22 protein-coding genes and 1 tRNA gene are annotated in these 23,062 nt (G+C 58.6%); 11 read left to right on the top strand and 12 right to left on the bottom strand.

Annotated elements, in window-relative coordinates; genetic code table 11:
- Window positions 1-11: 11 nt before the first annotated feature.
- A complete protein-coding gene (locus AC13Q5_RS08920; RefSeq protein ID WP_075851277.1) occupies window positions 12-1,412 on the bottom strand; it encodes an MFS transporter in 1,401 nt (466 codons plus the stop codon).
- A gap of 120 nt (window positions 1,413-1,532) precedes the next feature.
- On the opposite strand from AC13Q5_RS08920, the gene AC13Q5_RS08915 reads away from it, so the two are divergent.
- Both AC13Q5_RS08915 and AC13Q5_RS08910 read left to right on the top strand, forming a co-directional pair.
- The gene (locus AC13Q5_RS08915; protein WP_488501629.1) at window positions 1,533-2,528 is read left to right on the top strand and encodes a LysR family transcriptional regulator; all 996 of its coding nucleotides are present in this window, start codon (window positions 1,533-1,535) and stop codon (window positions 2,526-2,528) included.
- Between the two features lie 21 nt (window positions 2,529-2,549).
- Entirely contained in the window at window positions 2,550-3,068 is a 519-nt protein-coding gene (locus tag AC13Q5_RS08910; protein ID WP_075851273.1) for a GNAT family N-acetyltransferase, read from the top strand.
- Here AC13Q5_RS08910 and AC13Q5_RS08905 read toward each other — a convergent pair.
- On the bottom strand, window positions 3,065-3,526 hold the full coding sequence (locus AC13Q5_RS08905; protein WP_488501457.1) for a cupin domain-containing protein: 462 nt from the start codon (window positions 3,524-3,526) through the stop codon (window positions 3,065-3,067). The genes AC13Q5_RS08910 and AC13Q5_RS08905 overlap by 4 nt on opposite strands.
- 389 nt (window positions 3,527-3,915) lie before the next feature.
- Here AC13Q5_RS08905 and AC13Q5_RS08900 point away from each other — a divergent pair, with 389 nt between their 5' ends.
- The 4 genes from AC13Q5_RS08900 (at window position 3,916) to AC13Q5_RS08885 (ending at window position 9,057) form a co-directional block, all read left to right on the top strand.
- Window positions 3,916-5,016: a porin gene (locus AC13Q5_RS08900; protein ID WP_488501456.1), complete on the top strand. Its 1,101-nt coding sequence runs from the start codon at window positions 3,916-3,918 to the stop codon at window positions 5,014-5,016.
- Window positions 5,017-5,305: 289 nt separating this feature from the next.
- Window positions 5,306-5,617 (top strand): hypothetical protein, encoded by a 312-nt coding sequence (locus AC13Q5_RS08895; RefSeq protein ID WP_488501455.1) that lies wholly within the window; start codon window positions 5,306-5,308, stop codon window positions 5,615-5,617.
- Between the two features lie 660 nt (window positions 5,618-6,277).
- Window positions 6,278-7,516: a hypothetical protein gene (locus AC13Q5_RS08890; protein WP_488501454.1), complete on the top strand. Its 1,239-nt coding sequence runs from the start codon at window positions 6,278-6,280 to the stop codon at window positions 7,514-7,516.
- Window positions 7,513-9,057, top strand: coding sequence for a nucleotidyltransferase domain-containing protein (locus tag AC13Q5_RS08885; RefSeq protein ID WP_488501453.1), 1,545 nt, complete (start codon window positions 7,513-7,515; stop codon window positions 9,055-9,057). The genes AC13Q5_RS08890 and AC13Q5_RS08885 overlap by 4 nt, the downstream gene beginning before the upstream one ends.
- Window positions 9,058-9,132: 75 nt before the next feature.
- Here AC13Q5_RS08885 and AC13Q5_RS08880 read toward each other — a convergent pair.
- The 4 genes from AC13Q5_RS08880 to xylF all read right to left on the bottom strand — a co-directional run bounded on the left by AC13Q5_RS08880 (window position 9,133) and on the right by xylF (window position 12,815).
- Window positions 9,133-9,209, bottom strand: a tRNA-Arg gene (locus AC13Q5_RS08880).
- Window positions 9,210-9,370: 161 nt separating this feature from the next.
- The gene (locus tag AC13Q5_RS08875; RefSeq protein ID WP_069612788.1) at window positions 9,371-10,153 is read right to left on the bottom strand and encodes an ATP-binding cassette domain-containing protein; all 783 of its coding nucleotides are present in this window, start codon (window positions 10,151-10,153) and stop codon (window positions 9,371-9,373) included.
- A 15-nt stretch (window positions 10,154-10,168) separates the two neighbouring features.
- On the bottom strand, window positions 10,169-11,482 hold the full coding sequence (locus AC13Q5_RS08870; RefSeq protein ID WP_075851248.1) for a sugar ABC transporter permease: 1,314 nt from the start codon (window positions 11,480-11,482) through the stop codon (window positions 10,169-10,171).
- Between the two features lie 292 nt (window positions 11,483-11,774).
- Window positions 11,775-12,815: a D-xylose ABC transporter substrate-binding protein gene (gene xylF, locus AC13Q5_RS08865; RefSeq protein WP_075851247.1), complete on the bottom strand. Its 1,041-nt coding sequence runs from the start codon at window positions 12,813-12,815 to the stop codon at window positions 11,775-11,777.
- Window positions 12,816-13,038: 223 nt separating this feature from the next.
- Between xylF and AC13Q5_RS08860 the strand changes: the two genes are divergently transcribed.
- Complete coding sequence (locus AC13Q5_RS08860) at window positions 13,039-14,280, top strand: ROK family transcriptional regulator (protein WP_075851245.1); 1,242 nt, start codon at window positions 13,039-13,041, stop codon at window positions 14,278-14,280.
- Window positions 14,281-14,335: 55 nt separating this feature from the next.
- Here AC13Q5_RS08860 and AC13Q5_RS08855 read toward each other — a convergent pair whose 3' ends face one another.
- The 4 genes from AC13Q5_RS08855 to iolG form a co-directional block, all read right to left on the bottom strand.
- Complete coding sequence (locus AC13Q5_RS08855) at window positions 14,336-14,959, bottom strand: ATP-dependent Clp protease proteolytic subunit (RefSeq protein ID WP_488501452.1); 624 nt, start codon at window positions 14,957-14,959, stop codon at window positions 14,336-14,338.
- A 44-nt stretch (window positions 14,960-15,003) separates the two neighbouring features.
- Window positions 15,004-15,363, bottom strand: a complete 360-nt coding sequence (locus tag AC13Q5_RS08850) for an SRPBCC family protein (protein WP_075851242.1) — start codon at window positions 15,361-15,363, stop codon at window positions 15,004-15,006.
- The gene (locus AC13Q5_RS08845; RefSeq protein WP_075851240.1) at window positions 15,360-15,674 is read right to left on the bottom strand and encodes an ArsR/SmtB family transcription factor; all 315 of its coding nucleotides are present in this window, start codon (window positions 15,672-15,674) and stop codon (window positions 15,360-15,362) included. The genes AC13Q5_RS08850 and AC13Q5_RS08845 overlap by 4 nt, the downstream gene beginning before the upstream one ends.
- A 155-nt stretch (window positions 15,675-15,829) precedes the next feature.
- On the bottom strand, window positions 15,830-16,822 hold the full coding sequence (gene iolG / locus AC13Q5_RS08840) for an inositol 2-dehydrogenase (RefSeq protein WP_075851876.1): 993 nt from the start codon (window positions 16,820-16,822) through the stop codon (window positions 15,830-15,832).
- 231 nt (window positions 16,823-17,053) lie between these two features.
- Here iolG and AC13Q5_RS08835 point away from each other — a divergent pair, with 231 nt between their 5' ends.
- On the top strand, window positions 17,054-17,317 hold the full coding sequence (locus AC13Q5_RS08835) for a hypothetical protein (RefSeq protein WP_075851239.1): 264 nt from the start codon (window positions 17,054-17,056) through the stop codon (window positions 17,315-17,317).
- Here AC13Q5_RS08835 and AC13Q5_RS08830 read toward each other — a convergent pair whose 3' ends face one another.
- Both AC13Q5_RS08830 and AC13Q5_RS08825 read right to left on the bottom strand, forming a co-directional pair.
- A complete protein-coding gene (locus tag AC13Q5_RS08830; RefSeq protein WP_457878990.1) occupies window positions 17,318-17,791 on the bottom strand; it encodes a hypothetical protein in 474 nt (157 codons plus the stop codon). It lies immediately after the preceding gene.
- Between the two features lie 61 nt (window positions 17,792-17,852).
- Complete coding sequence (locus AC13Q5_RS08825) at window positions 17,853-18,860, bottom strand: LysR family transcriptional regulator (RefSeq protein WP_075851235.1); 1,008 nt, start codon at window positions 18,858-18,860, stop codon at window positions 17,853-17,855.
- A 273-nt stretch (window positions 18,861-19,133) separates the two neighbouring features.
- Here AC13Q5_RS08825 and chvE point away from each other — a divergent pair, with 273 nt between their 5' ends.
- The 3 genes from chvE to mmsB all read left to right on the top strand — a co-directional run bounded on the left by chvE (window position 19,134) and on the right by mmsB (window position 23,048).
- The gene (chvE, locus tag AC13Q5_RS08820) at window positions 19,134-20,198 is read left to right on the top strand and encodes a multiple monosaccharide ABC transporter substrate-binding protein (RefSeq protein WP_075851233.1); all 1,065 of its coding nucleotides are present in this window, start codon (window positions 19,134-19,136) and stop codon (window positions 20,196-20,198) included.
- 106 nt (window positions 20,199-20,304) lie between these two features.
- Window positions 20,305-21,843, top strand: coding sequence for a multiple monosaccharide ABC transporter ATP-binding protein (gene mmsA / locus AC13Q5_RS08815; RefSeq protein WP_075851231.1), 1,539 nt, complete (start codon window positions 20,305-20,307; stop codon window positions 21,841-21,843).
- Window positions 21,840-23,048, top strand: a complete 1,209-nt coding sequence (mmsB, locus tag AC13Q5_RS08810; protein ID WP_075851230.1) for a multiple monosaccharide ABC transporter permease — start codon at window positions 21,840-21,842, stop codon at window positions 23,046-23,048. Before mmsA ends, mmsB begins: the two co-directional genes overlap by 4 nt.
- The last annotated feature ends 14 nt before the right edge of the window (window positions 23,049-23,062 follow it).

Raw genomic sequence — 23,062 nt, 5'->3', positions numbered from 1 at the left:
CTTGCTTTGAGCTATTCTGCAGCCTGATAATTCGCGGCCCTTGCAGCGGATGAACGCGGACCGACCGCGGCCAGCAGGGTGATGGCAGCGGCAAGGATCGTCACGAAGCCGATGCCGGCGATGTAAGGGTTCCAGCCGAAGTTTGGAGCTGCACTGAAGACGGCTGATGCCGCCGCCAGGATGATGCCGCCGCCGATCTGGAAGGAAGCAAACAGCATGCCCGAAGCCAGGCCTGATTCATCGTCACCAACGTCGGAGAGGGCCGCGACCTGGATTGAGGGATAGGTCATGGCATAGCCGACGCCGAGCAGGAGCTGTGAGATGGCGACAAGCACTATCGTATCGATATGCCCGGCCGACAGTACCCAGAAGAGATAGCTGATGGCCTGCAATCCCACGCCGAAGGTCATGAGAAGGGTCGTGCCGCGGTTTTGGCCGATCGTCGCAAAGCGCGGTGCCAGGAACATGACACAGGTGCCGCCAATGGCGAAGGCAAAGCCGGTGGCAAAGGCCGACCAGCCGACGACGGTCTGGTAATAGAGCGTCGCAATGAACTGGAAGCCGACATAGGCTCCCTGGTACAGCGCAGCGACGGCATTGGCATGGCTGAGCTTGGTGCGACGGAACATGGCAAGCGGCACCATCGGATCGTGATGACGCGATTCCACGACCAGGAACAGCACGATCAGGATCAACGCGGCAAGGAGCGAGCCCCAGGTCGCGAAGGCCTGCCAGCCATCGGCGGCGGCATTGGTGACGCCAAAGACGAAGAGCAGCAGGCCAGGCGTGATCGTCAAGGCACCCGCCCAGTCGAAGCGGGCGTGCGGGCCGTTTCGTTTGTGGTCGGCCGGCAGGACGAGCGGGGCGACGATCAGCGCCAGGATGGCGACGGGTGCGCCCATGACGAGCGTCGCGCGCCAGCTGATGAGGGTCGCCGCTCCACCCAGCACCATGCCGAGCACGAAGCCGGCGGCACCGGTGGAGGAGAAGACGCCGAGCGCCTTGGCGCGAGCATTGCCTTCGCCGAACACGGAGAGAAGGAGAGCGAGGGCGGCCGGAGCTGTGAAGGCGGCAGCGATGCCCTTGATCAGGCGTGCGGCGATCAGGGTCGGGGCGCTATCGACGAAACCACCAGCAATGCTGGCCGCGGCAAATACGGCGAGCGACCATAGGAAGACGCGGCGGTGGCCGAAGAGATCGGCGACGCGGCCGCCGAGCAGCAGGAAGCCGCCATAGCCGAGCACATAGGCACTGACGGCCCATTGCAGCGAGGTCGCCTGCATGCCGAGTTCTTTCTGGATTGCGGGCAGGGCCACCCCAATGGTGGAGACGTCCATGGCGTCGAGGAAATTGGCGGCGCATAGCAGCAGCAACGCCAATCCCGCCCCGCTTCGAGTTTGGGAAGAAGTCATCGGGATCGTTCCTTTCTAGGCTGCCACCTCTTGGGAGGTTGAAAGCGGCAGGGAACGAGAAAATGTACATCTTCAAACCCTATTGCAAATTGATAGTAACCATGTCAGGTATTACTGGTGATGATGAATGATGCGACACTTCGAAAAATCGATCTCAATCTGCTGCTCGCCTTCTCCGTGCTGATGCAGGAGCGGAATGTGAGCCGTGCGGCCGAGCGGTTGCTGCTCGGTCAGCCGGGCCTTTCTGCAGCGCTCCGCCGGCTGCGCGAGACGCTGGGCGACGAATTGTTCGTGCGCGTCGGGCGCGGTTTGCAGCCGACACCACGGGCGCTTTCGATCGCGCCGGCAATCGAGGATGCGCTGTCCGGCATCGAGCGCGCCATTCGCCCGCCGGCAGCTTTCGACCCGGCAAACTGGCACGGCGAGTTCCGCGTCGGGCTCTGCGATAATCTCGAATCGTCCTTCTTCGGACCGCTGGTGGCGCGGTTGCGTCAGCTCGCACCGCACGCGCGGCTGACCAGCGTGGCGTTCGACCGGCGTGACGCCGTGCGGCTGCTGGACGAGGGCGCCTTCGACTTCAGCATCTCGGTGCATGACGAGCCAGCTTCCTGGCATGTTCGGGCTCCCCTGTTCGACCAGGCTTCGCTCTGCATCTACGATGGTCGGCATCTGAAATGTGCCACACCGCTGAGCCTGAAGCACTTCGCGACCGCGCCGCATGTCACCGTTTCGCTGGAAGGCGCCACATCGACGGGCGTCGATGTCACTCTTGCACGCCTCGGCCATCGTCGTCAGGTCGTGGCGACGGTTCCCCGTTTTTCCGCGCTGCCGACGACGCTGCGGGCCATTCCGGCCATTGCGACGGTTCCCGAAGCCATTGCCCGCTGCATGGCGCAATTGCACGATCTGACGATTTCGGAGCCGCCGTTCGAACTGCCCGCTGATCCCGTGACCATGCTTTATCGGCGTGTCGATCAAGCCGACAGCCGCTCGGTGTGGTTCCGCCGCCTTTTCGTTGATGTCGTGAAGGAAGCGCTTGAGGCGAGTGGGTGCCGCATGGGTGTTTCCACGGATGCCTGCTGTTATGAGCCGCTACCTCTGGCCGAAGCCGTCTGATCCCCAAGGAAAGCAATCGCCATGATCCGGCAAACCCAGCGTCTGGTCCTGCGCATGCCGGAGGAGCGGGATCTGGATTTCGTGGCCGCACTCTTTGCCCGGCCAGAACTTGTTGCTCACCGGCCCGATCCGACGCCGGATTCTCCGACGGAAAGTGCGCGAAGGCTGGCCCGTGATCGCGCGCACTGGCGCTTGAATGGATTCGGGCGTTGGGCGATCGAAACGGATGACCGGCTGATCGGCTTTGGCGGCGTTACCGTTTCGACGGAATTCGACGGGCTCAATCTCTCCTACCACCTGCACCCCGATTATTGGGGAAGCGGCTATGCGACTGAACTGGTGCGGGAGGCTTTGGCCTTCGCCTGTCACGACCTGCAAGCAAAGCGCGTCGTCGGCCTTGTGCGTCCTGTCAATGTCGCCTCCCGGCGCGTGCTGGAAAAATGCGGCTTCGGTTTCGAGCGCGAAATCATGCTGCATGGCGCGCCGACGCATCTTCTTTCGTACCGGATCACTGCGGCTGATGCGGACGAACCGGTTTAGCCGTCGGGGTAGGGCATGCCGTCCTTGTGTACGAAACGCCCATCCGTGCTGGAGCTCATCATGTCAACGTCCGAACAGGTGATGAGGTCCGTCGGCGAACGCGAGCCGGCCTCGAGATAGATGGCTGTGGTACTCGACTTGTTGATCATGTGATGGCCGTTGTCGGAACCCTTCGGGAAGGCGGCGCAATCGCCCGCGCGTAATATGGTTTCGCCATCGTCCTCGACCAGCGTCAGCTCACCTTCCAGCACGTAGACGAATTCATCCTCCTCCGAATGCCAGTGTCGTTGGCTCGACCAGTTGCCCGGCGGCAGCCGCATGAGATTGACGCCGAAATCCTTGAGGCCGCCGGCATTGCCCAGCCGCTGCCGGATGCGCTCTGTGCAAGGGTCGTTGAATGGAGCGGGATAACGCGTGCCTTTGATTTCCGGCACGGCTGCAACATCGATCTTCGGCATGATGATCCTGCCTCGATTTGCCATGGGTGGATATGCTGTCTGCGTAGCTCGAATTCTACCAAGATTTATCTCGGTCAGTCCAGCATCCTATCTGGCATTATATTCTCGCGATATCCTCGCGAAGTGCCTGGCAAACCACCTCTATTTGCTGCCTTTTGTCATGTATCTGTCATCGTTCATACACATGTGCGTCGTTTAGGCAACACAGTATATGTACATGCTGTCACATACGTTCGGCCCCTCATTTCGATCCTTGTAAAAGCGAGATCTCAGTCACAACTTCCTGCTCGGAAGCGAAGCGTCGTGCTTCGGACTAGCCACTGAAACTTGACCTCGAACGGCCCCCAGGTTCGTCTGTCGCGCAAGTTCATTTGAAGAATGGAGTTACCATGAACATCAAGAGCTTGCTTATCGGCTCGGCTGCGGCCCTCTGTGTCGTATCCGGCGCTCACGCGGCTGACGCCATCGTTGCCGCCGAACCGGAGCCGCTGGAATATGTGCGCATCTGCGACGCGTTCGGCGCTGGCTATTTCTTCATACCCGGCACGGAGACCTGCTTGCGGGTCGGCGGCAAGGTTCGCACCGAAGGCCAGTGGAAAGATCCTTACAATCGCGACAGCAACTTCGGCACCAAGTGGCATACCCGCGCCGAACTCAATCTCAATACCGCGACCGACACCGAATATGGTCCGCTGAAGACCGAAACCATCGTTCGTTGGGACTGGAACGACGGCGGTTCGACCTCCACGAACCTGCTGTGGGCCTACATCACTCTCGGCGGTTTCACTGTCGGCAAGACGGACTCGCAATATAACCAGTTCGTCGGCTATGCCGGCGACGTGATCCAGGACGACGTCATCTATGACGGTCCGTATGAATTGAACCAGCTGACCTATAATTATGACAGCGGCACCGGCTTCACGGGCGTCATCTCGCTCGAAGACAGCAACTCCGGCACCACCACCAGCGCCTACGGAGGCAGCTGGCAGCTTTCGAAGGCCGACCACTACGCTCCGAACGTTGTCGCGGGCCTCGGCTACAAGGCCGGCATGTTCGGTTTCAAGGTCGTCGGCGGCTATGACTCGATCGTCGAGGAAGGCGCCATCAAGGCTCGTGTCGACGCCGACTTCGGCTTTCTCACGGCCTTCTTGATGGGCGGCTGGAACACCGATGGTGACAAGCTCAACCAGTATGCCGGCTCGAACCAGAACGTGTCTGCCTGCACGACCTCCGATGGCGTCGTTCACGGTGCGAAGTGCGGCTGGGGCGACTGGGCCGTCTGGGGCGGCGTCGGCGTTCCGATCAACGACAAGCTGAAGTGGAATGTTCAGCTTGCCTATACCGACTCGAAGATTTTCGAAGCCACGACCAACGTCAAGTTCAACCCGGTCAAGAACCTGCTGGTCGAGCCGGAATTCACCTACGTTCACTATGATCTGCCAGGCGACGATACCTTCTCGGGTATCCTGCGCTTCGAGCGGACCTTCTAAGACTTTCGGCTCAGGCTGACCTTCACAGAAATGAGGCCCGGTCTTCATATCGGGCCTTATCTATCTTGACGGACGATTTTTAAATCTCCGTTCGGCCCGCATCCTGCCGACAGGCACCATGCGGTGCATCGTGACCTCCAGCGCATTCGTCCCCAAACGGGCGCCGGGTCACGCTTGGCAGTGGTCAAACAGCCGATAAAGGGAAGTCGGCTCATTGTCATAAATCCAATGCTAATCAACGACTATCTCATTTTCGATAGCGCCCTTCAGCGCGACCAAAGGAAGCCCCATGAAGACGATCATCATACTTGCCGCAATTGGAATGTTCTCCACGAATGCGATGGCCATGTCGGCCTATAATTCCAAGTCGATGACCTGCGCCGCCGTGCATGAAAAGGTGGCTCAGGAGGGATCGATCGTGCTGAGATACCCCTCACACCATCCGGGCCTGATGATGTACAACCGGACGGTGTCCAATTCGATGGCTTGCCTCGGACAGGGTTCGATGGCCAGCGCCAGTGTGCCGACGAGCGACGATCCCAGCTGCAAGATCAAGACCTGCAGCTTTTCTACGGGCAAGGGCCCGAACAAGAACCACTGAGCTGGAAGCAGGCTGATTATCATTACAAATCAGCCGCCAGGCCTCTTCGGATCGCAATATCGTTACGGAAGGAAAGCTCCTGCCGTAACGATATTCTTGTCAAGTTTTCAGGCCGAAACTGGCGGGCAAGGAGCATTTCATCGCGCATCCGGCAGGATGAAAGCGAGAACGCGTATGTTATTATCGCACCCATGAATGGCTGATATGATCAGCGTTGCGGCCCGCGCGCTCTGTAAGCTGACAGCAGATCGCTCCGCCGAAAAGATATCGGCGTTCCTGCCAGGCATATGCGACAGCATCTTGAGTCTCGCGGGAGTTACTTCTTCGCGAAAATCACTCAGACAAACATGATGTTGCCCTTGGCCGTCTGGCATAGCTGGACCAGCTCGTTCGTTGGTCGAGCAGATAAACCTCTAAATATCCATGGCCCTGAACTCGTTGCAGTGGCAGCAGCGATCTGCATTAGCTCAGCATGTGGGCGTGAATAAAAATGGTGCACAGGAGAGGATGAAACTGAGCATCGCTATGTCGTCACTATGCCTACTCATTTCTGAGATCAGCTTCGGATGTTGAAGCCCGCCTTGTAGCCCACACCGGCCCTACGCGGATTTTCGATAACCCGATTTCTTGGCGCCCGGTAGACAATTCATGGTTGCGCTAATGATCCAAATGGATATTCTTAAAAGAAAAGGTAATAGGTACGAGGCGATGGCCAAAACACTAGGTCACAGGGGTTCAAAGCGTGCTTCTCAATCCAAACTGCCGCCTCGAATAAAACTGTTCCGCCCGATTAGCTGGTACGACGGGATAACAGCTAGATCTGTCGGCGCGTACGTTTCCCATATGTTAATGGAACTCGGCCGCCTCGGTCTAGATATCGATGACATTGAGAGCTGCTCCAGACCGCCAAACAGGGAGACCGTTCTTTCCGACCTGATCGAGTGGCTGAGCGACCACCCGGGCAAGGCCTTTGCGCAACTCGCCAATTGGCAAACCTTAGATCTTGCGCAAATTCGATCGCGTCTTGAACAGGATCGATCTACCAAGCCGCGCATCGAGCTGTCAGCGCATATTACCAAGATGAACAATTTGTCTGTGCGGTGGCATCCAGGTGGCTGGAGAGACACGGAATTTGATTGGCATCGAACCAATCATAGCTACTTCAATCTGATTACCCATAGAAAATGGCACCAGCCGCCAGATTTTCATTGGTTCACCGGTGATGAAGAGCCGACGTTCTACAGCCGCCCTTCCAATGAGCTCATGTACATCCGAGGAGTGGGGAATCTTCGGCCGGAGCCATGCGACAGTTATGGCCCCTATGCGATTTACAATGCCGATGTTGTCGACTCCATCCTGATTTGTGCTGTGCGCGCAGCCTATGAGGGTCTACTCGAACAGCTTGCACGCAACTTCGAAGTCACTGCAGTCAACGCCTTTGATTTTAAAGTCCAAGATGAGGTGGATGACGCTGATTCCTCTCCGTACCGGCGTGAACTTCATCGTGTCGTGGCCTGGAGCATCCAGGATGCTGCCGAACTCAATGCTCGCCGTGAGCGGGATGCAGCGGTCGCGCAGGATAGGCGCGACCGGGCTGAGTTTGCCGGTATGGCTGAGATCTACGGCTTTTCGCTCGAGATGTTCGTCGCGGCACTTTTACACGCCTCTTCGAAGAAGCCGTCTGGGCCGGTCCCCTCCAGAGAGCACATAAATCGGAATACCGCCAAAAACCTGCGCAATGCTGGCTTTTCCATAGACGCTGGAGGTGTGCGTCGCGTTCGCCAACTCATCGATCGTTACAACCCTAAAGCTCTGTCGGAGTTGTTGCGCCCTGAGGAGACATCGCCAGCTGCGCCGTTGCCCAGCGTCAGTTCTCGCCTCCACGAAAACGAAAGATGAGCCTGAAGCAATTTACAGATATCCGCACGGAGAAACGATTGAATCTCGACCGAACTACGCAGATCGCTGGGCTATCAATCAAGATTGTGCGGGACGCAATCCGAGAGATGAACCGCCACGATATTAACGATCATGGATGGAGCGTCGAGCGATTGGGAGATCATCTCAAGATTTCTGCAACCCATGCCGAATGGCTATGCGATACTCTGCAGCAGCAAGGGATTCTCGAGCGTGCTCCTCAGCCGGATACGCGCTGGCACTCGCTCGGCATGTATTATCGCTTAGGTCCCGTAGGTACCCGCTTTACGAATGCTAGTCTGCTCAAACGCATTGATCGCACCCGGGTTGACAGGCTCCTGGCTGAGCTTTTAGAGCGAGTGAGAGAGATCAACGCCAATGGCGATCTTTGCTACTTCGTCAACGAAATTAGATTATTTGGCAGCGCTCTCGACAAAAAGGGTATGAGCTTCTCGGATGTCGACATTTGTTATGTATTGGAGCGCCGCAAAACGCCACCCCAGTACAAGGAATGGACGGACTGGAATATCGCGCGGGCAGAGCAAAGTCATCGGCAAAGTATTCAGTATTTTGAGATGCTTAACTACGGCGAGACGGAGGTAAAGCGGCTACTCAAGAATCGTAGTCCTTACATCTCGCTGCATAGTCTTGATGATGTGGTGGGTATCGGAGCAGATAGCGTCCGCGTTTACGTCGCGCCGGAAGGTGCTATCGAGGCGGAAGGTGCTCGTATGTCGGGGGAGGTGTTGTCGCAAGCTTCAATGAAGGCCGCCATCAAGAACGCTGCTACGAGAAACAAAGGAAAGTCTACCTCGACCATCATTACCGCTGAAAAGCCGAGGGATCGCTTAATCCGAGCAATTAAGTCGTTAGCCTTCGATATATTGTGCACCATTGATGAATCGGCGCCGCTGGAGGCTCTTGAGCGCAGCGTTGAGGTCGCGCATGAGCGCATTCAAGCATATCGTCGAGAAGGTGGGGCGGAGCAGGTAGAGGACATTTTACATAAGGCTTTGTCGATCGATATCACTGAGCAAGAAAACGTCGCCGAAACTGGAAGATTCGTATTTTCCGAAGATCGCGAACGATGGGCTAATGACGGTACCGATGCCAAGTTAGCAGCCAAGCGCGGCATGAAGCATGCCGTTATCGAGCAGCTCAAATGCACTATAACAGATCGGCAAAATTCGGATCTCGGCAATGGCATGATTGGCCAGTTCGAAGCTTACCGGCTCGCCCAATACGACGCATGGAAATATCAGCAAGAGCACGGCTATGATTGGTATGGCCCGGAACGCCTGTCCGAGCGAGCGGTCGCGACGATCCGAAGAATAGCAAACGGTACAGACGAGAAGCTCGACAAGCAGGCGCTCAAGACGCTGAGCAAAAATGGCTTCATCAAGCTGTTCCGCAAAACAAAATGGCGTCTAACCGCCAAAGGCGAGAGAGCGATTAAATACCACTATGAGCGCGATGCATGGTTGAAGGAGCGAAACGAGATTGGGGACGACAGTCGAACTTAGTGACACCGTTAGCTCTGGGTTCGAATCCTGCATGGTGTGCAGATCCTGCAGGCTATTGAAATTACTAGGAAAAAATGGCGCACCCGACAGGATTCGAACCTGTGACCTTTGGAATCGGAATCCAACACTCTATCCAGCTGAGCTACGGGTGCATGCCGTGGCGGTTTTGAATCGCCTGTCCGATGGCTGGTTCTTAGCCTAGGAAGCGCTTGGCTTCAATGCGGAAAATTCAGGAAAGCGTGAGATCGGACGTTTTGGTGGGGAAGGCCGCGGGCTTTTGGCGCGCGGCCTTGTCGTCATCGGCGATTTCGGCTCATTCCTTCATGGCGCCGGGGCCGGGGGTGGCCTTTGGCGGCACCTTGCCGAGGATGATCATGCCGAGGACTTCGTCCTTGGTGACGTCTTCGGTGCGGGCGTGGCCGACGACCTGGCCGTTCTTCATGACCGAGACGCGGTCGGCGAGGTCGAAGACGTCGTGTATGTCGTGGCTGATGAGGAAGATGCCGATGCCTTCCTTCTTCAGCTGCTTGATCAGCTCACCGACCTGCGCCGTCTCCTGGGGGCCGAGTGCCGCCGTCGGCTCGTCCATGATCAGGATGCGGGCATCGAAGAGGATGGCGCGGGCGATCGCGACCGACTGGCGCTGGCCGCCGGAGAGTGCCTTCACCGGCTCCTTGAAGCGCTTGAAGTTGGGGTTGAGGCGTCCCATCACTTCGCGTGCCTTGGCCTCCATCGCGACGTCGTCGAGCGTGCCCCAGCGGGTCTGCAGCTCGCGGCCGAGATAGAGGTTGGCGGCGGCGTCGACATTGTCGGCGACGGCGAGCGTCTGGTAGATCGTCTCGATGCCGTATTTCTTGGCATCGCGCGGGCTGCGGATATCGGCGGGTTCACCGTTGATCAGGATATCGCCGCTGTCGCGCTTGTAGGCGCCGGAGAGGATCTTGATCAGCGTCGACTTGCCGGCGCCGTTATGGCCGAGGAGTGCCACGACTTCGCCGGGATAGAGGTCTACCGAGGCGTTGTCGACCGCGTGGATGCCGCCGAAGGAGATGGAAATGTTCTTCATTTCCACAAGCGGAGTGGTTTGATCCGTCATGGTTCAGAATTCCTTTTACTTGGCGCGCGAGCGATAGACGATGTCGAGCCAGACGGCGATGACGAGCACGACGCCGACGACGACGTTCTGGATCGGCGTGTCGACATTGGCGAGACCCATGCCCGATTGCAGCGATTGCATGACCAATGCGCCGAGCATGGCGCCGGCGATGGTGCCGCTGCCGCCGGCCAGCGACGTGCCGCCGATGACGGCCGCAGCGATGGTGAAGAGTTCGTAGGTCGTGCCCTGCGAATTGGCGGCGGCATTCAGGCGGGCCGTGGAGATAGCTGCAGCGACGGCTGCAAGCAAGCCCATCAGCGCGAAGATCCGCACCGTCACCCAGCGGGTCTTGATGCCTGCGAGTTCCGCTGCTTCCGGATTGCCGCCGATCGCGAAGACATAGCGGCCGAAGCGCAGGCGGGTGGCGATGAAGGTCATGATGATACCGATGCCAACGGCGATCAGCACGGGTACCGCGATGCCGTAGGGGATATCGAGCCCGGTTTCCGGCCAGGGGATATTGTGTTCTGTCGCATATTTCTTGGCGATGCCGACCGGCCAGTAATAGATGTTGAAGACGTAGATCGTGACGAGGACGAGGGCGGAGCCGAGGATGGCGAGGAAATATTCGGCCCAGAGCGGTCGGCGCGGGAAGTTGAAGCGCTTGCGCTGATGGCGTCCGCCGATAATGCCGAGAACGATGAACACGCAGGCGAGCGCGCCGAGTATCCAGCTCCACGTTGCGCCGATCGAGCCTTCGGCGCCGCCGCCCATGATGCGGAATGTGGCATCGAGCGGCGCAACAGTCTGGCCGCTGGTGACGTACCAGGCAAGGCCGCGCCAGGCGAGAAGGCCGCCGAGCGTGACGATGAAGGAGGGGACATTCAGGAAAGCGATGATGACGCCCTGGAAGGTGCCGATCAGCGTGCCGACGACGAGGCCGCAGATCAGCGTGATGACCCAGGTCCAGGAGCTGTCGAAGCCGAGATAGGTGGGAAGGTACTTCGCCTGGATGACACCCATGATCATGGCGACGAAACCGAGCAGGGAGCCGACGGAAAGGTCGATGTTGCGGGTGACGATGACGAGCACCATGCCGGTCGCCAGCACCGCGATCTCGCAGGTCTGGACGGAAAGGTTCCAGAGGTTTCTGGGGGTCAGAAAGAGGCCGCCCGTATAGACGTCGAAGCCGATCCAGATGATCAGCAGCGCGCCGATCATGCCAAGCAGGCGCGTATCGATTTCGGTCGCGCGCAGGAAGCGCGTAAACGCACCTTCCTCTGCCTTGCGCGGACCGCTCGATGTTGTGGAATGTGTCATGTCGGCCATCGCTTTGCCGTTCTCCCACTTGTTGGGCGCAGGCCCGCGAATGCTCTTTCTTGATCGCTGGGCAGTATCCGCGCTGGTCACAATAGACGTCATCGCTCGCCCATCCGGTTTCTCCCGGTTCCACGACCGCCGTCCGGCAGGTCGATCGGATATGCGATGACGCAACACATGCGGGAGGCCTTCATTCCCATTCTGGGCTTGGTTGCGGGCCTCTCATCCGCATTCGACGCCGCAACGGAGAGCCCCTTGCGGCGTCGGCATTATCTTCGGGTCAACCCTTCAACCCGGGTGCTTACTTGCAGGCAGCGACGCTGCCGGCCTTGACGCCCTGGCAGGCTTCAGCCTTGGAGATCCAGCCTGCGTCGATGACGACATTCAGGTTGTCCTTGGTGATCGGGATCGGGGTCAGGAAGACCGACTTCATTGCGACATGCTTCGGGCCGCCGTTGAAGGTCTGGACGCCGTCGATCTGGTCCTGGGTCTTGCCGCCGGCAAGAGCAAGGGCGATTTCAGCGGCGCGCTTGCCGAGTTCACGCGAGTCCTTCCAGACCGAAACGGTCTGCGTGCCGAGCGCGATGCGGTTCAGGGCTGCCTTGTCGGCATCCTGGCCGGAAACCGGTACGGAGCCTGCGAGGCCCTGGGCATCGAGGGCAGCAACAGCGCCGCCGGCGGTGCCGTCGTTGGAGGCGACGACCGCGTCAACCTTGTTGTTGTTGGCGGTCAGGAACTGCTCCATGTTGCGCTGTGCGTTCTGCGGCAGCCAGCCGTCCGTGTAGGCTTCGCCGACGTTCTTGATCTTGCCGGCGTCGATGGCGGACTTCAGCACTTCGATCTGACCGGAGAAGAGGAAGTCGGCGTTCGGATCAGACGACGAGCCCTTGATGAAGACGTAGTTGCCTTCCGGCTTTGCCTTCAGAACTTCGCGAGCCTGCATGCGGCCCACTTCCTTGTTGTCGAAGGTGATGTAGAAGGCGGCCGGATTTTCGATCAGGCGGTCGTAGCCGACAACCGGAATGCCTTCGTCGGCAGCCTTTTCAACGGCGGGGCCGATGGCGTCGGAATCCTGCGCCAGGATGATGAGGGCATTGGCGCCCTGCGAAATCAGCGACTCGACGTCCGTCAGCTGCTTGGAAGCGGACGACTGGGCGTCGGCGGAAATGTACTTGGCGCCGGCTGCTGCGAGCGCCTTCTTGATGGCTGCTTCATCCGTCTTCCAACGCTCTTCCTGGAAGTTCGACCAGGAAACGCCGACGACGAGATCCTTGGCGAAGGCAGCCGTCTGCATGGTCAAAACGATGGCCGCGCCCGCAGCCAGCTTGATGAAAGCTTTCATGTGATCCTCCCGATTGAATGCGACCGCACGTATCCTGAACTCCCGTCGGCCGCGGCGAAAATGCTGACAAGAAAAGCTTTGGACTTTTTTCTCGACAGTCGAGAAATTTAGTGTCAGAGATTTTTTCAGCTGTCAACACCCGCACTGCCAGGTTTCATCGGTCATCCGAAAAAGCTATTACGGGCTGCGGAGGAGGAGGGTTGAATGAGCAGGGAGTTTGCCAATGCTGGCCAAATCGAGCACCGAATTGGTCCGTCAAAAGAACAGCGCTTTGGTCTTGTCGGCGCTGCGTCGGCATGGCCCGCTCGCCCATACCGAGCTTTCTGATTTCACCAAGCTTTCCTCCGCGACCGTATCGGTCATCACGGCGGATCTGGAGCGGGCGCAGATCATCGAAAAGGCGGAACAACAGGCTGGCAGCGGCCGCGGCCGGCCACGCGTACTGTTTTCGCAGCGGCGCGATTGCGGCTATCTGATCGTCGTCGTCATTTCGTCGGATGCCGTGCAATATTCCCTCGTCGACTATACCGGCCGGCTGATAGACCGCTTTACCGAGGACAGGCAGCAGAACGCCACGGGCGTCGAGCGCTTCGTGGCCGGATTGCGCGATGCCTTGAGCCGCATCGTCACCCGCTCGCAATTGCCGCGCGACAAGGTGCTGATGATCTCGATCAGCAGCAAGGGGCTCGTCGATGCGTCCGAGCCGGTGCTGCGCTGGTCGCCGATCTTCGGGCGTGAGGAAATCGATTTCGCCGCCGTGCTTCGCGACGAATGGTCGGCGCAAATCATTCTCGGCAACGAGACCCTGCTGGTGGCTGCGGCCCTGGGGCGGCAGGAGGAGACCAATAAGCATGGTGATTTCCGCGCGATGGCGGCGCTGTCACTCGGTCACAGCATCGGGCTTGGCATCGTGCGGCGAGACCACGAAGGCAATCACCAAATATCGGCGCCGAATTTCGGGCATATGATGCATGTGCCGGGCGGCGGTCTTTGTCGCTGTGGCGCGCGGGGATGTATCGAGGCCTATGCCGGTTTCTACGCCATGCTGCGCACGGCCTTCGACGTGCCGCTTGACACGATCCCCGCGAAGTTTGTGCCAATCGCCGAGCTCGACAAGATCGCGGCTAGTGCACGCCAGGGCGGGCGTCGCAACGTGCTGGCTTTTCGCCAGGCCGGCCTGGCGCTCGGCAATGGCCTTTCGCGTGTCTTGAGCCTGCATGAGCGGATGCCGATCGTCATCACGGGTCCGGGCGTACGCTACTACGATCTGCTGATCGAGGGCATAACGGAAGGTTTGGCGGAATCGCATGTCGTGCGCATGGAGGGCATGCCGGAGCTGCGCGTTATCGTCGACGAGCCGACGCTCGTCTTCGAAGGACATCTGAACCGCGCATTTTCGATCATCGACAATGATATCGTGAAGAGGGGAGCTTCGGTCGTGGAGTTGCGCGATCAGGCGGGTTGAGAGGCGATAAAGGCAGGACGTGGGCATGTGCCCGACCGCTGCTTCGCCAGCTCGATCAATCCGTCAAGCCCAGAGGCTGATCATCCTCGCGGACCTGCAGGATGCGATCGATCAGGCCCCATTCCAAAGCCTCCTCCGCCGTCATGAAATGGTCGCGGTCCATGGCACGTTCGAACTCTTCATAGGAACGACCGCAATGCTCGGCATAAAGCCGCGTCATGCGATGCTTCGTTCGTCTCATTTCTTCAGCGTGGATAAAGATGTCCGATGCCTGTCCCTGGAAGCCGCCCAATGGCTGGTGAATATGGATGCTGGCGTTTGGAAGTGCGCTGCGCTCGCCCGGCTGGCCCGACATCAAGAGGAACGAGCCCATGGAACGAGCCGTGCCCATGCACAGTGTATACACCGGCGCACGAATGTAGCGCATGGTATCGTACATCGCGAGACCACTGGTCACCACGCCACCGGGGGAGTTGATGTAGAGATGGATCGGTCTCTTGGGATTTTCGGCCTCAAGAAACAGTAGTTGCGCGCAGACGAGGGCCGAGACGTCATCGTTCACCTCGCCATTCAGGAAGATGATCCTCTCGCGCAGCAGGCGGGAATAGATGTCGAAGGACCGCTCTCCTCTGCTGGATTGTTCCACGACCATAGGGACGAGTTGCATCGCTTCGCGCATCGGCGACCTCCAATGTTCTTGAAATTGTTGCTAGATTTGGCGCGTCAGGCGGCGCGCATGACGGTCAGGCTGTTGTTGTTTGCCGCAGTCCTCTCGGCTTCGCGAAGCCGCACATCATCAAGTTCATGGATGATCCGCAGGCTCGTGCCGCCGTTTGCATTCGAAGATATTTTGAAAGTCACGGTGCTTTCGAGGAAAGGCGGCGTGTCGTCCCGCAGTCTGTAGCGGACCTCTTCGCCCGGTGTGATCGATATTGCCTCGGGCTCAGCCAAAGCTTCCTTCGGCAGCCAGTTTTCCCGAAGCTCGGGGGTGCTGATTGCACGCCAGACCTTCTGTGGCGGCTCGCTGAATTCATATTGCAGTTCGATGGCGTTTTTCCGCGAGGGGATATTCGGATGGTTCATTGGTCCATATCCTTCAACAAGACCTCGAGAGCTTCGATGCGGGCGGGCCAGTAGGCGCGGTATTTCGCCAACCATTGGGCAATGAGGGTAAGCCCCTCCGGATCGACTTCGTAATTCACGAAACGCCCCTGTCGTTCTTCCCTGACCAGTCCGGCACTCCGCAGGACAGCAAGATGCTGGGACATTGCCGGCTGGCTAATATCAACACCTTCGCGCAGGGCGCTGGCGTTCATGCCGCCTGTCGCCAGCTTCTCGAAGATGGCGCGGCGGGTCGGATCGGCCAAAGCCCGGAATATCTCATTCTCTATCATGAGGACAGATAAGCATAGACTTATGTGATTCGCAAGATGTTTCCGCAGGAGTACCATCGAACTCCGAGGCGAAGCGGGCATAAAAAAGTCCGCCGCGAAGCGATTCGCGGCGGACTTCTTGGGAGAACCGTATTCCCTGCGGGAACCGGGATTGCTTAGTCGATCTTTACCAGGCGGCCTTCCTTGACCGACTGCAGAGCGGCATCCGCCAGCTTCAACGCGGCCAGGCCATCGGTGCCCGACGGCGTGATGGCGCCGCCCTTTTCGACTGCAGCGATGAAGCTTGCGATCTCGTTGGCATAGGCTTCCGTGTAGCGCGTCATGAAGAAATCATGCAGCGGCGGGCGGGTGTAGCCATCGCCATTGGCGACTTCGATGGAGAAGGGGCGCTGGTTTTCGGCTGATACCATGCCCTTCGAGCCGTGGATTTCGATGCGCTGATCGTAGCCATAGGTGGCGCGGCGCGAGTTGGAGATGATCGCCTGCTTGCCGGATGCCGTCTGGAGGATGACGGAAACGCTGTCGTAATCGCCGGCTTCGCCGATCGCCTTGTCGACCAGTACGGCGGCGGTTGCGGTCACGGCCACCGGCTCTTCGCCGAGCAGGAAGCGCGCCATGTCGAAATCATGGATCGTCATGTCGCGGAAGATGCCGCCGGAGCGCTTGATGTAGTCAACCGGCGGGGCACCGGGGTCGCGCGAGGTGATCGTCACCATCTCCACGATGCCGATGCGGCCTTCGTCGATGGCCTTCTTCACCGCCATGAAATGTGGGTCGAAGCGGCGGTTGAAGCCGACCATCAGCTTGCCCTTGGTTTCCTCGACGACCTTGATGCAGGCCTTGACGCGGGCGACGTCGAGATCGACAGGCTTTTCGCAGAAGACGGCCTTGCCGGCACGGGTGAAGCGCTCGATGAGATCGGCATGGGTATCGGTCGGCGTGCAGATGACGACGGCATCGATATCCTTGGCAGCTTCGATCGCCTCGATGGTGCGCACTTCGCAGCCATAGGCGGCCGAGATCGCTTCCGCAGCCGCGGGGAACGCATCCGCGACGGCGACCAGCTTGGCGTTGGCATCACCGCTGACGGCTTTCGCATGCACCTTGCCGATGCGTCCAGCACCGAGCAGACCAAATCTGACAGTCATTTCTACCTCCCTGGATTCGGAATAAATGGACCGAATATAAATTTCTATGGAATTTTCATTCCATTTTCCGGCGGCGACGTCAAGCCGCATGGACTTCACAATTCTCAAAATCGCTGTTCGATATCGGCTTAGCCGAAATCCACCTGCGAAACCTTATTTTATCCGGACGGCTTCACAATTTTCCTGATGATGCGCTAAAGACATGTCTTCTTGAACAGGCAAAAGAGACCCATGCAACTGATTGATCCCAGCCATCCGCTCTACAAGCCACTTTGGGTGCGCATCCTCATCGTGGCCGTCTGCTTTGGTTGGGCAGCCGTCGAAACCCTCGGTTCGCAGCCATTCTGGGCGATGCTGTCGGGTGCGCTCGGCGCCTATTCGGCCTGGATGCTGCTCTTGAATTTCAAGCCGCAACCGCCCGAAGCGGCAAGCGAAGCAAACCCACAGGACGATGCCGGCGAAGATGATGAGCCACCATCGGAGGACAAGAAATAATCACCGCCTGAGGCGGCGTATGGCTTCGTCGATCAGTTGGTTGGCGAGCGTCATGCGCGTCGTCGCTTGTTCGCGGAAAAGGGCGGCGACGCTGTCTGGATGATTGGCCTTGGCGAAGCTGCGGCGTTTTTCCTGCAGGGCTTCGCGCGTGAGGTCGGTGGTGATTGCGAGCTCGGCAGCGACCTCTTCCCGCGACGTTCGGGCCAGATGTTCTGGCATGACCGGCGGCTGTGGTGCCTGCGGCGCAGGTTCGGGCTCCGGCTCAATTTCAGGCAAAATGATGGGATCGCCAAGGTTATCACGATAGGCTTCGTCGGGCCGTTGCGTCTCGGGCGTCTCGCCACCCAGCACCGTTGCTGCAAAGCTGACATTCAGGCCGCGGATGCGATGCGCGGCCTCTTCCTGTTCTGAAACCTCCTCTTCGCTGTCGAGGCGGTCGAGCACGGATTGAAACAATGATTGCTTGAACAGCATGCGTGATCTCCACGCCAAGCTTCATAGGAGTGGAAGTTGGCGCGGAGCTTATGGCTTGCATTTATGTCGGCGAGAGATGGCGGCTCTCTTCCAGGATCATGTCATGCAGCAGGCGCGCGCTCGGCGGCATGGCGCGTTCGCGGGCTGTAATCAGGCTGTAGGGCCTGACGTCGATATCGAAATCGATCGGCAGGATAGAGGATTCTCCGGCCTGAGACGTTTGTCCGCAGATGAATTGCGCCATGTCGAGCGCGATCGGCGCGATCGCATCGGTCTTGCAGACCACCGCAAGCGTCAGAAGCAGGGACGAGGTATTGACGACATTTTCCGGCAGCGGCACGCCGGCGGCGAGGAAAATATCCTCCACCTTGCGTCGCAGCAATGTTCCTGGCGGCTGGAACACCCAGTCGTAACCGGCCAGATCATGCAGGCCGGCAACACCCTTTTCAAGCAGCGGATGTCCGTTGCGAACCACCAGACAGGCTTTTTCAACGCCGATCTCATGGGCGGTGAACAGGCGCGGATCGAGATCATCCGGGATGCGGCTGATAATGAAGTCGTGACGGGCGGCGAGCAGTTCGCGCGCGAGCACATTGCTGTTCTCGACCTCGATATTGATCTCTATGCCGGGATAGGTGCGCGTCACGCGCTGGATGGCCGGGACGACAAGGCTGATCGCCGGCGCAGTCACCGCTCCCAGAAAGACCGAGCCGCCCTTGCCGGTCCGCAAGGCGCCAAGCTCCCGACCTGCCTCGCGCAGCTCCAGCAGGATCTTGCGTGCCCGCTTGGCGAGCGCGAGGCCGAAAGGGGTCAGCATGACGCCTCTGGCGACCCGCTCGTACAGCGGGCTTTTGACAATCGACTCCATTTCTGAGAGCATGCGTGAAGCCGCAGGTTGTGACATGTTCATGGACTCAGCGGCCGCGGAGATTTGCCCGTGATCCTCGATCGTGACGATCATGCGCAGGTGATTGAGCTTCAAACCGGCTTTCAGCAGTGCATCATCGCGAAAACTGTCGGAATGAATCTCAATGCCATCGCTCACATAATCGTTATATATTTTCTCCATAGCGGCCAAATTTCCCATTCATCGGCAAAAAAGTACTATTTTTTAACATTATACCAAACTTGGTATATGTTTAGCCAGTTATTCTATTTGACAGTTATACGAAATCGTACGAGTTTGCCGATTGTGCGCTGGGTACAGCTCATAAACCGTGAGAGCGTGGAGGAGACCTACTTCGTTTCTCACAATTAGAAGTAAATCATTCCTTCTACGGAACCTGCCGCAGTTTCGGGCGGGCATTTTTTGTCCGCCACATTATCAACAAGGGAGAGAGTAATGAAATCCATTATCTCATTGATGGCCGGCGCTGCGTTCGGCGTCGCTACGCTGGTGGTACCTGCCTTCGCGGCGGACAAGGGCACGGTAGGCATCGCTATGCCGACCAAGGCTTCGGCTCGCTGGATCGATGACGGCAACAACATCGTCAAGCAGCTCCAGGCTGCCGGCTACGGCACCGACCTGCAGTATGGCGACGACGACATCCCGAACCAGCTCTCGCAGATCGAGAACATGGTCACCAAGGGCGACAAGGTCCTCGTCATCGCTTCGATCGACGGCACCACGCTGTCCGACGTTCTTCAGAAGGCTCACGATGCCGGCATCAAGGTCATCGCCTATGACCGCCTGATCCGCAACAGCGGCAACGTCGACTACTACGCCACGTTCGACAACTTCAAGGTTGGCGTTCTTCAGGCTGGCTCGATCGTCGATGCCCTGGGCCTCAAGGATGGCAAGGGTCCGTTCAACATCGAGCTGTTCGGCGGTTCTCCGGACGACAACAACGCCTTCTTCTTCTATGACGGCGCAATGTCGGTCCTGAAGCCTTACATCGACAGCGGCAAGCTGGTCGTAAAGTCCGGCCAGATGGGCATGGACAAGGTCGGTACGCTGCGTTGGGACCCGGCAACGGCCCAGGCTCGTATGGATAACCTGCTGTCGGCCTACTACACCGACTCTCACGTCGATGCCGTTCTGTCTCCGTACGACGGTCTGTCGATCGGCATCCTCTCCTCGCTCAAGGGCGTCGGTTACGGTTCCGGCGGTGTGAAGCTCCCGATCGTTACCGGTCAGGACTCCGAAATTCCGTCGGTCAAGTCGATCATCGCTGGTGAGCAGCACTCCACGATCTTCAAGGACACCCGTGACCTCGCCAAGGTCACCGTCAACATGGTCAACGCCCTGATGGAAGGCAAGACGCCGGAAGTCAACGACACCAAGACCTACGACAACGGCGTCAAGGTTGTTCCGTCCTACCTGCTGACCCCGGTCGCAGTCGACAAGACCAACTACGAGAAGATCCTCGTCGAAGGCGGTTACTACAAGGCTGATCAGCTGAAGTAATCTTCCGACATAGCGGTCAGGGCTCGCCGAAAATGCGAGCCCTGGCTTTGATATTTAAGACGATCGCGCGGTCTGCTATGTTCGGTCGCGGCGTTGGATACGGACAATGGACAATACCATCCTCGAAATGCGGAGCATCACCAAGTCGTTCCCCGGTGTGAACGCCCTGGAAAATGTCAATCTGAAAGTCCGTCAGGGCGAGATTCATGCTTTGGTCGGCGAAAACGGAGCCGGCAAGTCCACTCTCATGAAGGTGCTCTCGGGTGTTTACCCGGCCGGCACCTACGACGGCGACATCTACTATGATGGCGCGGTCCGCCAGTTCAGGACCATCAAGGACTCCGAAGAAATCGGCATCATCATCATCCATCAGGAGCTGGCGCTCGTTCCGCTTCTGTCGATTGCCGAAAATATCTTCCTGGGCAACGAAGTCGTCGCCAATGGCATGATCAATTGGCAGGAAACCTTCACCCGCACCAAGCAACTCCTTGCCAAGGTCGGCCTCAGGGAATCTCCGAATACGCTCGTGACCGACATCGGCGTCGGCAAGCAGCAGCTCGTCGAGATCGCCAAGGCCTTGTCGAAAAGCGTCAAGCTTCTCATTCTCGACGAGCCGACGGCATCGCTCAACGAAAGCGATTCCGATGCTCTCCTCAATCTCCTCATGGAGTTCCGCAACCAGGGCATCACCTCGATCATCATCACGCACAAGCTCAACGAAGTGCGCAAGGTGGCCGATCAGATTACGGTATTGCGCGACGGCATGACGGTGAAGGCGCTGAACTGCCACGAGGAAGAGATCAGCGAAGACATCATCATTCGCAACATGGTCGGCCGCGAGCTCGCTGACCGCTATCCGCCGCGCTCGGTGCCGGTCGGCGAGACGATCTTCGAAGTCAAGAACTGGAATGCGTTCCATCAGCAGCACCGCGATCGTCAGGTTCTGCACAATATCAACGTCAATGTGCGCAAGGGCGAAGTGGTCGGCATTGCCGGTCTGATGGGTGCGGGGCGCACCGAATTCGCGATGAGCGTCTTTGGCAAGTCCTATGGCCACAAGATCAGCGGCGAGGTGTTCGTAGACGGCAAGCAGGTCGATACCAGCACCGTTCGCAAGGCGATCGACGCCGGTCTTGCCTATGTGACGGAAGACCGCAAGCAGCTCGGCCTCGTTCTGACGAACAATATCTTGCACAATACGACGCTTGCCAATCTGATGGGCGTCTCCAAGGCAACGGTCATCGACGACGTACGCGAGCTGCAGGTGGCGACGAACTATCGCGCCAAGCTGCGCATCCGTTCGTCCGGTGTTTTCCAGGAGGCAGGCAACCTATCCGGCGGCAACCAACAGAAGGTGGTGCTGTCGAAGTGGCTGTTCTCGGATCCGGACGTCCTGATCCTCGACGAACCGACGCGCGGCATCGACGTCGGCGCCAAGTACGAAATCTATTCCATCATCAACCAGCTTGCCGCCGACGGAAAGGGCGTTCTGATGATCTCATCGGAAATGCCTGAGCTTCTCGGTACCTGCGACCGCATCTACGTCATGAACGAAGGTCGAATCGTTGCCGAACTGCCGAAGGCAGAGGCAAGCCAGGAGAGCATCATGCGCGCTATCATGCGCTCAGGGGAGAAACAACAATGAGTTCGGCCAACCCAGCCACAGAAAGCAGCCACGTCGTTTCGATCGGCGATCATATCCGCAACAACATCCGCGAATACGGCATGTTGATCGCGCTCGTCGTCATCATGCTGCTGTTTCAGTATCTCACCAACGGCGTTCTGTTCAGGCCGCAAAACCTGACCAACATCGTGCTGCAGAACTCGTTCATCGTCATCATGGCGCTTGGCATGCTGCTGGTCATCGTGGCCGGCCATATCGACCTGTCGGTCGGTTCGGTGGTTGGCTTCGTTGGCGCGGTTGCAGGCGTATTGGTCGTGCAGATGCATATGAACCTGGCGCTCGCGACGGTCATTTGTCTTCTGATGGGGGCCGCGGTCGGCGCCTGGCACGGATATTTCATCGCCTATCATCGCATTCCATCGTTTATCGTCACGCTTTCCGGCATGCTGGTCTTCCGCGGCCTGACCTATGCCATCATCAACACGACGGGCAACGGCAGCAGTATCGGCCCGTTCCCGCCGGCGTTCCAGATCGTCGCGACCGGCTTCCTTCCCGATTTCATGGACATGGGCGGCATCCATTCGACATCGATCTTCCTGACCATTGCCATCCCGATTGTGATGTTCCTCCTTGCGTGGCGCGGTCGCAGCGTGAACGAGAAACATGGCATCGATGTCGAGCCTTTCAGCTTCTTTATCGGCCAGAATCTTGTAATCGCCGCCGCGACCATTTTCATCGGCTACCAGATCTCTTCCTACAGAGGCCTGCCGAACGTTCTTGTTCTCATGCTGCTGTTGATCGCCCTCTACGGTTTCGCCACGCAGCGCACGACGATCGGCCGCCGCATCTATGCCATGGGTGGCAATGAAAAGGCGACGAAGCTTTCGGGTATCGATACCCGAAAGCTGACCTTCTACACCTTCATCAACATGGGTATCCTCGCCAGTATCGCCGGCATCATCATCGCGACGCGCCTGAACTCGGCCACCGCCAAGGGCGGCGACGGTCTCGAGCTTGACGTGATCGCGGCCTGCTTCATCGGTGGTGCTTCGGCTTCCGGCGGCGTCGGCAAGGTAACGGGTGCGGTTATCGGCGCCTTGATCATGGGCGTGCTGAACCAGGGCATGTCGATCCTCGGCTACCAGACGGACTCCCAGAAGATGATCAAGGGTGCAGTGTTGCTCGCTGCCGTGTTCATCGACGTCTACAACAAGAACAAGGGTTGATCGCTCAAGCGATC

This window comes from Martinezella sp. CNPSo 3964 (assembly GCF_057784375.1).
The sequence above is the reverse complement of the archived record's forward strand: the minus strand, read 5'-3'. Positions and strand labels throughout refer to the sequence as shown.

Excerpts from the sequence above, each read along its gene's own strand:
- AC13Q5_RS08920 (WP_075851277.1), bottom strand. The coding sequence starts at position 1,412 with ATGACTTCTTCCCAAACTCGAAGCGGGGCGGGATTGGCGTTGCTGCTG.
- AC13Q5_RS08915 (WP_488501629.1), top strand. The coding sequence starts at position 1,533 with ATGATGAATGATGCGACACTTCGAAAAATCGATCTCAATCTGCTGCTC.
- AC13Q5_RS08910 (WP_075851273.1), top strand. The coding sequence starts at position 2,550 with ATGATCCGGCAAACCCAGCGTCTGGTCCTGCGCATGCCGGAGGAGCGG.
- AC13Q5_RS08905 (WP_488501457.1), bottom strand. The coding sequence starts at position 3,526 with ATGCCGAAGATCGATGTTGCAGCCGTGCCGGAAATCAAAGGCACGCGT.
- AC13Q5_RS08900 (WP_488501456.1), top strand. The coding sequence starts at position 3,916 with ATGAACATCAAGAGCTTGCTTATCGGCTCGGCTGCGGCCCTCTGTGTC.
- AC13Q5_RS08895 (WP_488501455.1), top strand. The coding sequence starts at position 5,306 with ATGAAGACGATCATCATACTTGCCGCAATTGGAATGTTCTCCACGAAT.
- AC13Q5_RS08890 (WP_488501454.1), top strand. The coding sequence starts at position 6,278 with ATGATCCAAATGGATATTCTTAAAAGAAAAGGTAATAGGTACGAGGCG.
- AC13Q5_RS08885 (WP_488501453.1), top strand. The coding sequence starts at position 7,513 with ATGAGCCTGAAGCAATTTACAGATATCCGCACGGAGAAACGATTGAAT.
- AC13Q5_RS08875 (WP_069612788.1), bottom strand. The coding sequence starts at position 10,153 with ATGACGGATCAAACCACTCCGCTTGTGGAAATGAAGAACATTTCCATC.
- AC13Q5_RS08870 (WP_075851248.1), bottom strand. The coding sequence starts at position 11,482 with ATGGCCGACATGACACATTCCACAACATCGAGCGGTCCGCGCAAGGCA.
- xylF (WP_075851247.1), bottom strand. The coding sequence starts at position 12,815 with ATGAAAGCTTTCATCAAGCTGGCTGCGGGCGCGGCCATCGTTTTGACC.
- AC13Q5_RS08860 (WP_075851245.1), top strand. The coding sequence starts at position 13,039 with ATGCTGGCCAAATCGAGCACCGAATTGGTCCGTCAAAAGAACAGCGCT.
- AC13Q5_RS08855 (WP_488501452.1), bottom strand. The coding sequence starts at position 14,959 with ATGCGCGAAGCGATGCAACTCGTCCCTATGGTCGTGGAACAATCCAGC.
- AC13Q5_RS08850 (WP_075851242.1), bottom strand. The coding sequence starts at position 15,363 with ATGAACCATCCGAATATCCCCTCGCGGAAAAACGCCATCGAACTGCAA.
- AC13Q5_RS08845 (WP_075851240.1), bottom strand. The coding sequence starts at position 15,674 with ATGATAGAGAATGAGATATTCCGGGCTTTGGCCGATCCGACCCGCCGC.
- iolG (WP_075851876.1), bottom strand. The coding sequence starts at position 16,822 with ATGACTGTCAGATTTGGTCTGCTCGGTGCTGGACGCATCGGCAAGGTG.
- AC13Q5_RS08835 (WP_075851239.1), top strand. The coding sequence starts at position 17,054 with ATGCAACTGATTGATCCCAGCCATCCGCTCTACAAGCCACTTTGGGTG.
- AC13Q5_RS08830 (WP_457878990.1), bottom strand. The coding sequence starts at position 17,791 with ATGCTGTTCAAGCAATCATTGTTTCAATCCGTGCTCGACCGCCTCGAC.
- AC13Q5_RS08825 (WP_075851235.1), bottom strand. The coding sequence starts at position 18,860 with ATGGAGAAAATATATAACGATTATGTGAGCGATGGCATTGAGATTCAT.
- chvE (WP_075851233.1), top strand. The coding sequence starts at position 19,134 with ATGAAATCCATTATCTCATTGATGGCCGGCGCTGCGTTCGGCGTCGCT.
- mmsA (WP_075851231.1), top strand. The coding sequence starts at position 20,305 with ATGGACAATACCATCCTCGAAATGCGGAGCATCACCAAGTCGTTCCCC.
- mmsB (WP_075851230.1), top strand. The coding sequence starts at position 21,840 with ATGAGTTCGGCCAACCCAGCCACAGAAAGCAGCCACGTCGTTTCGATC.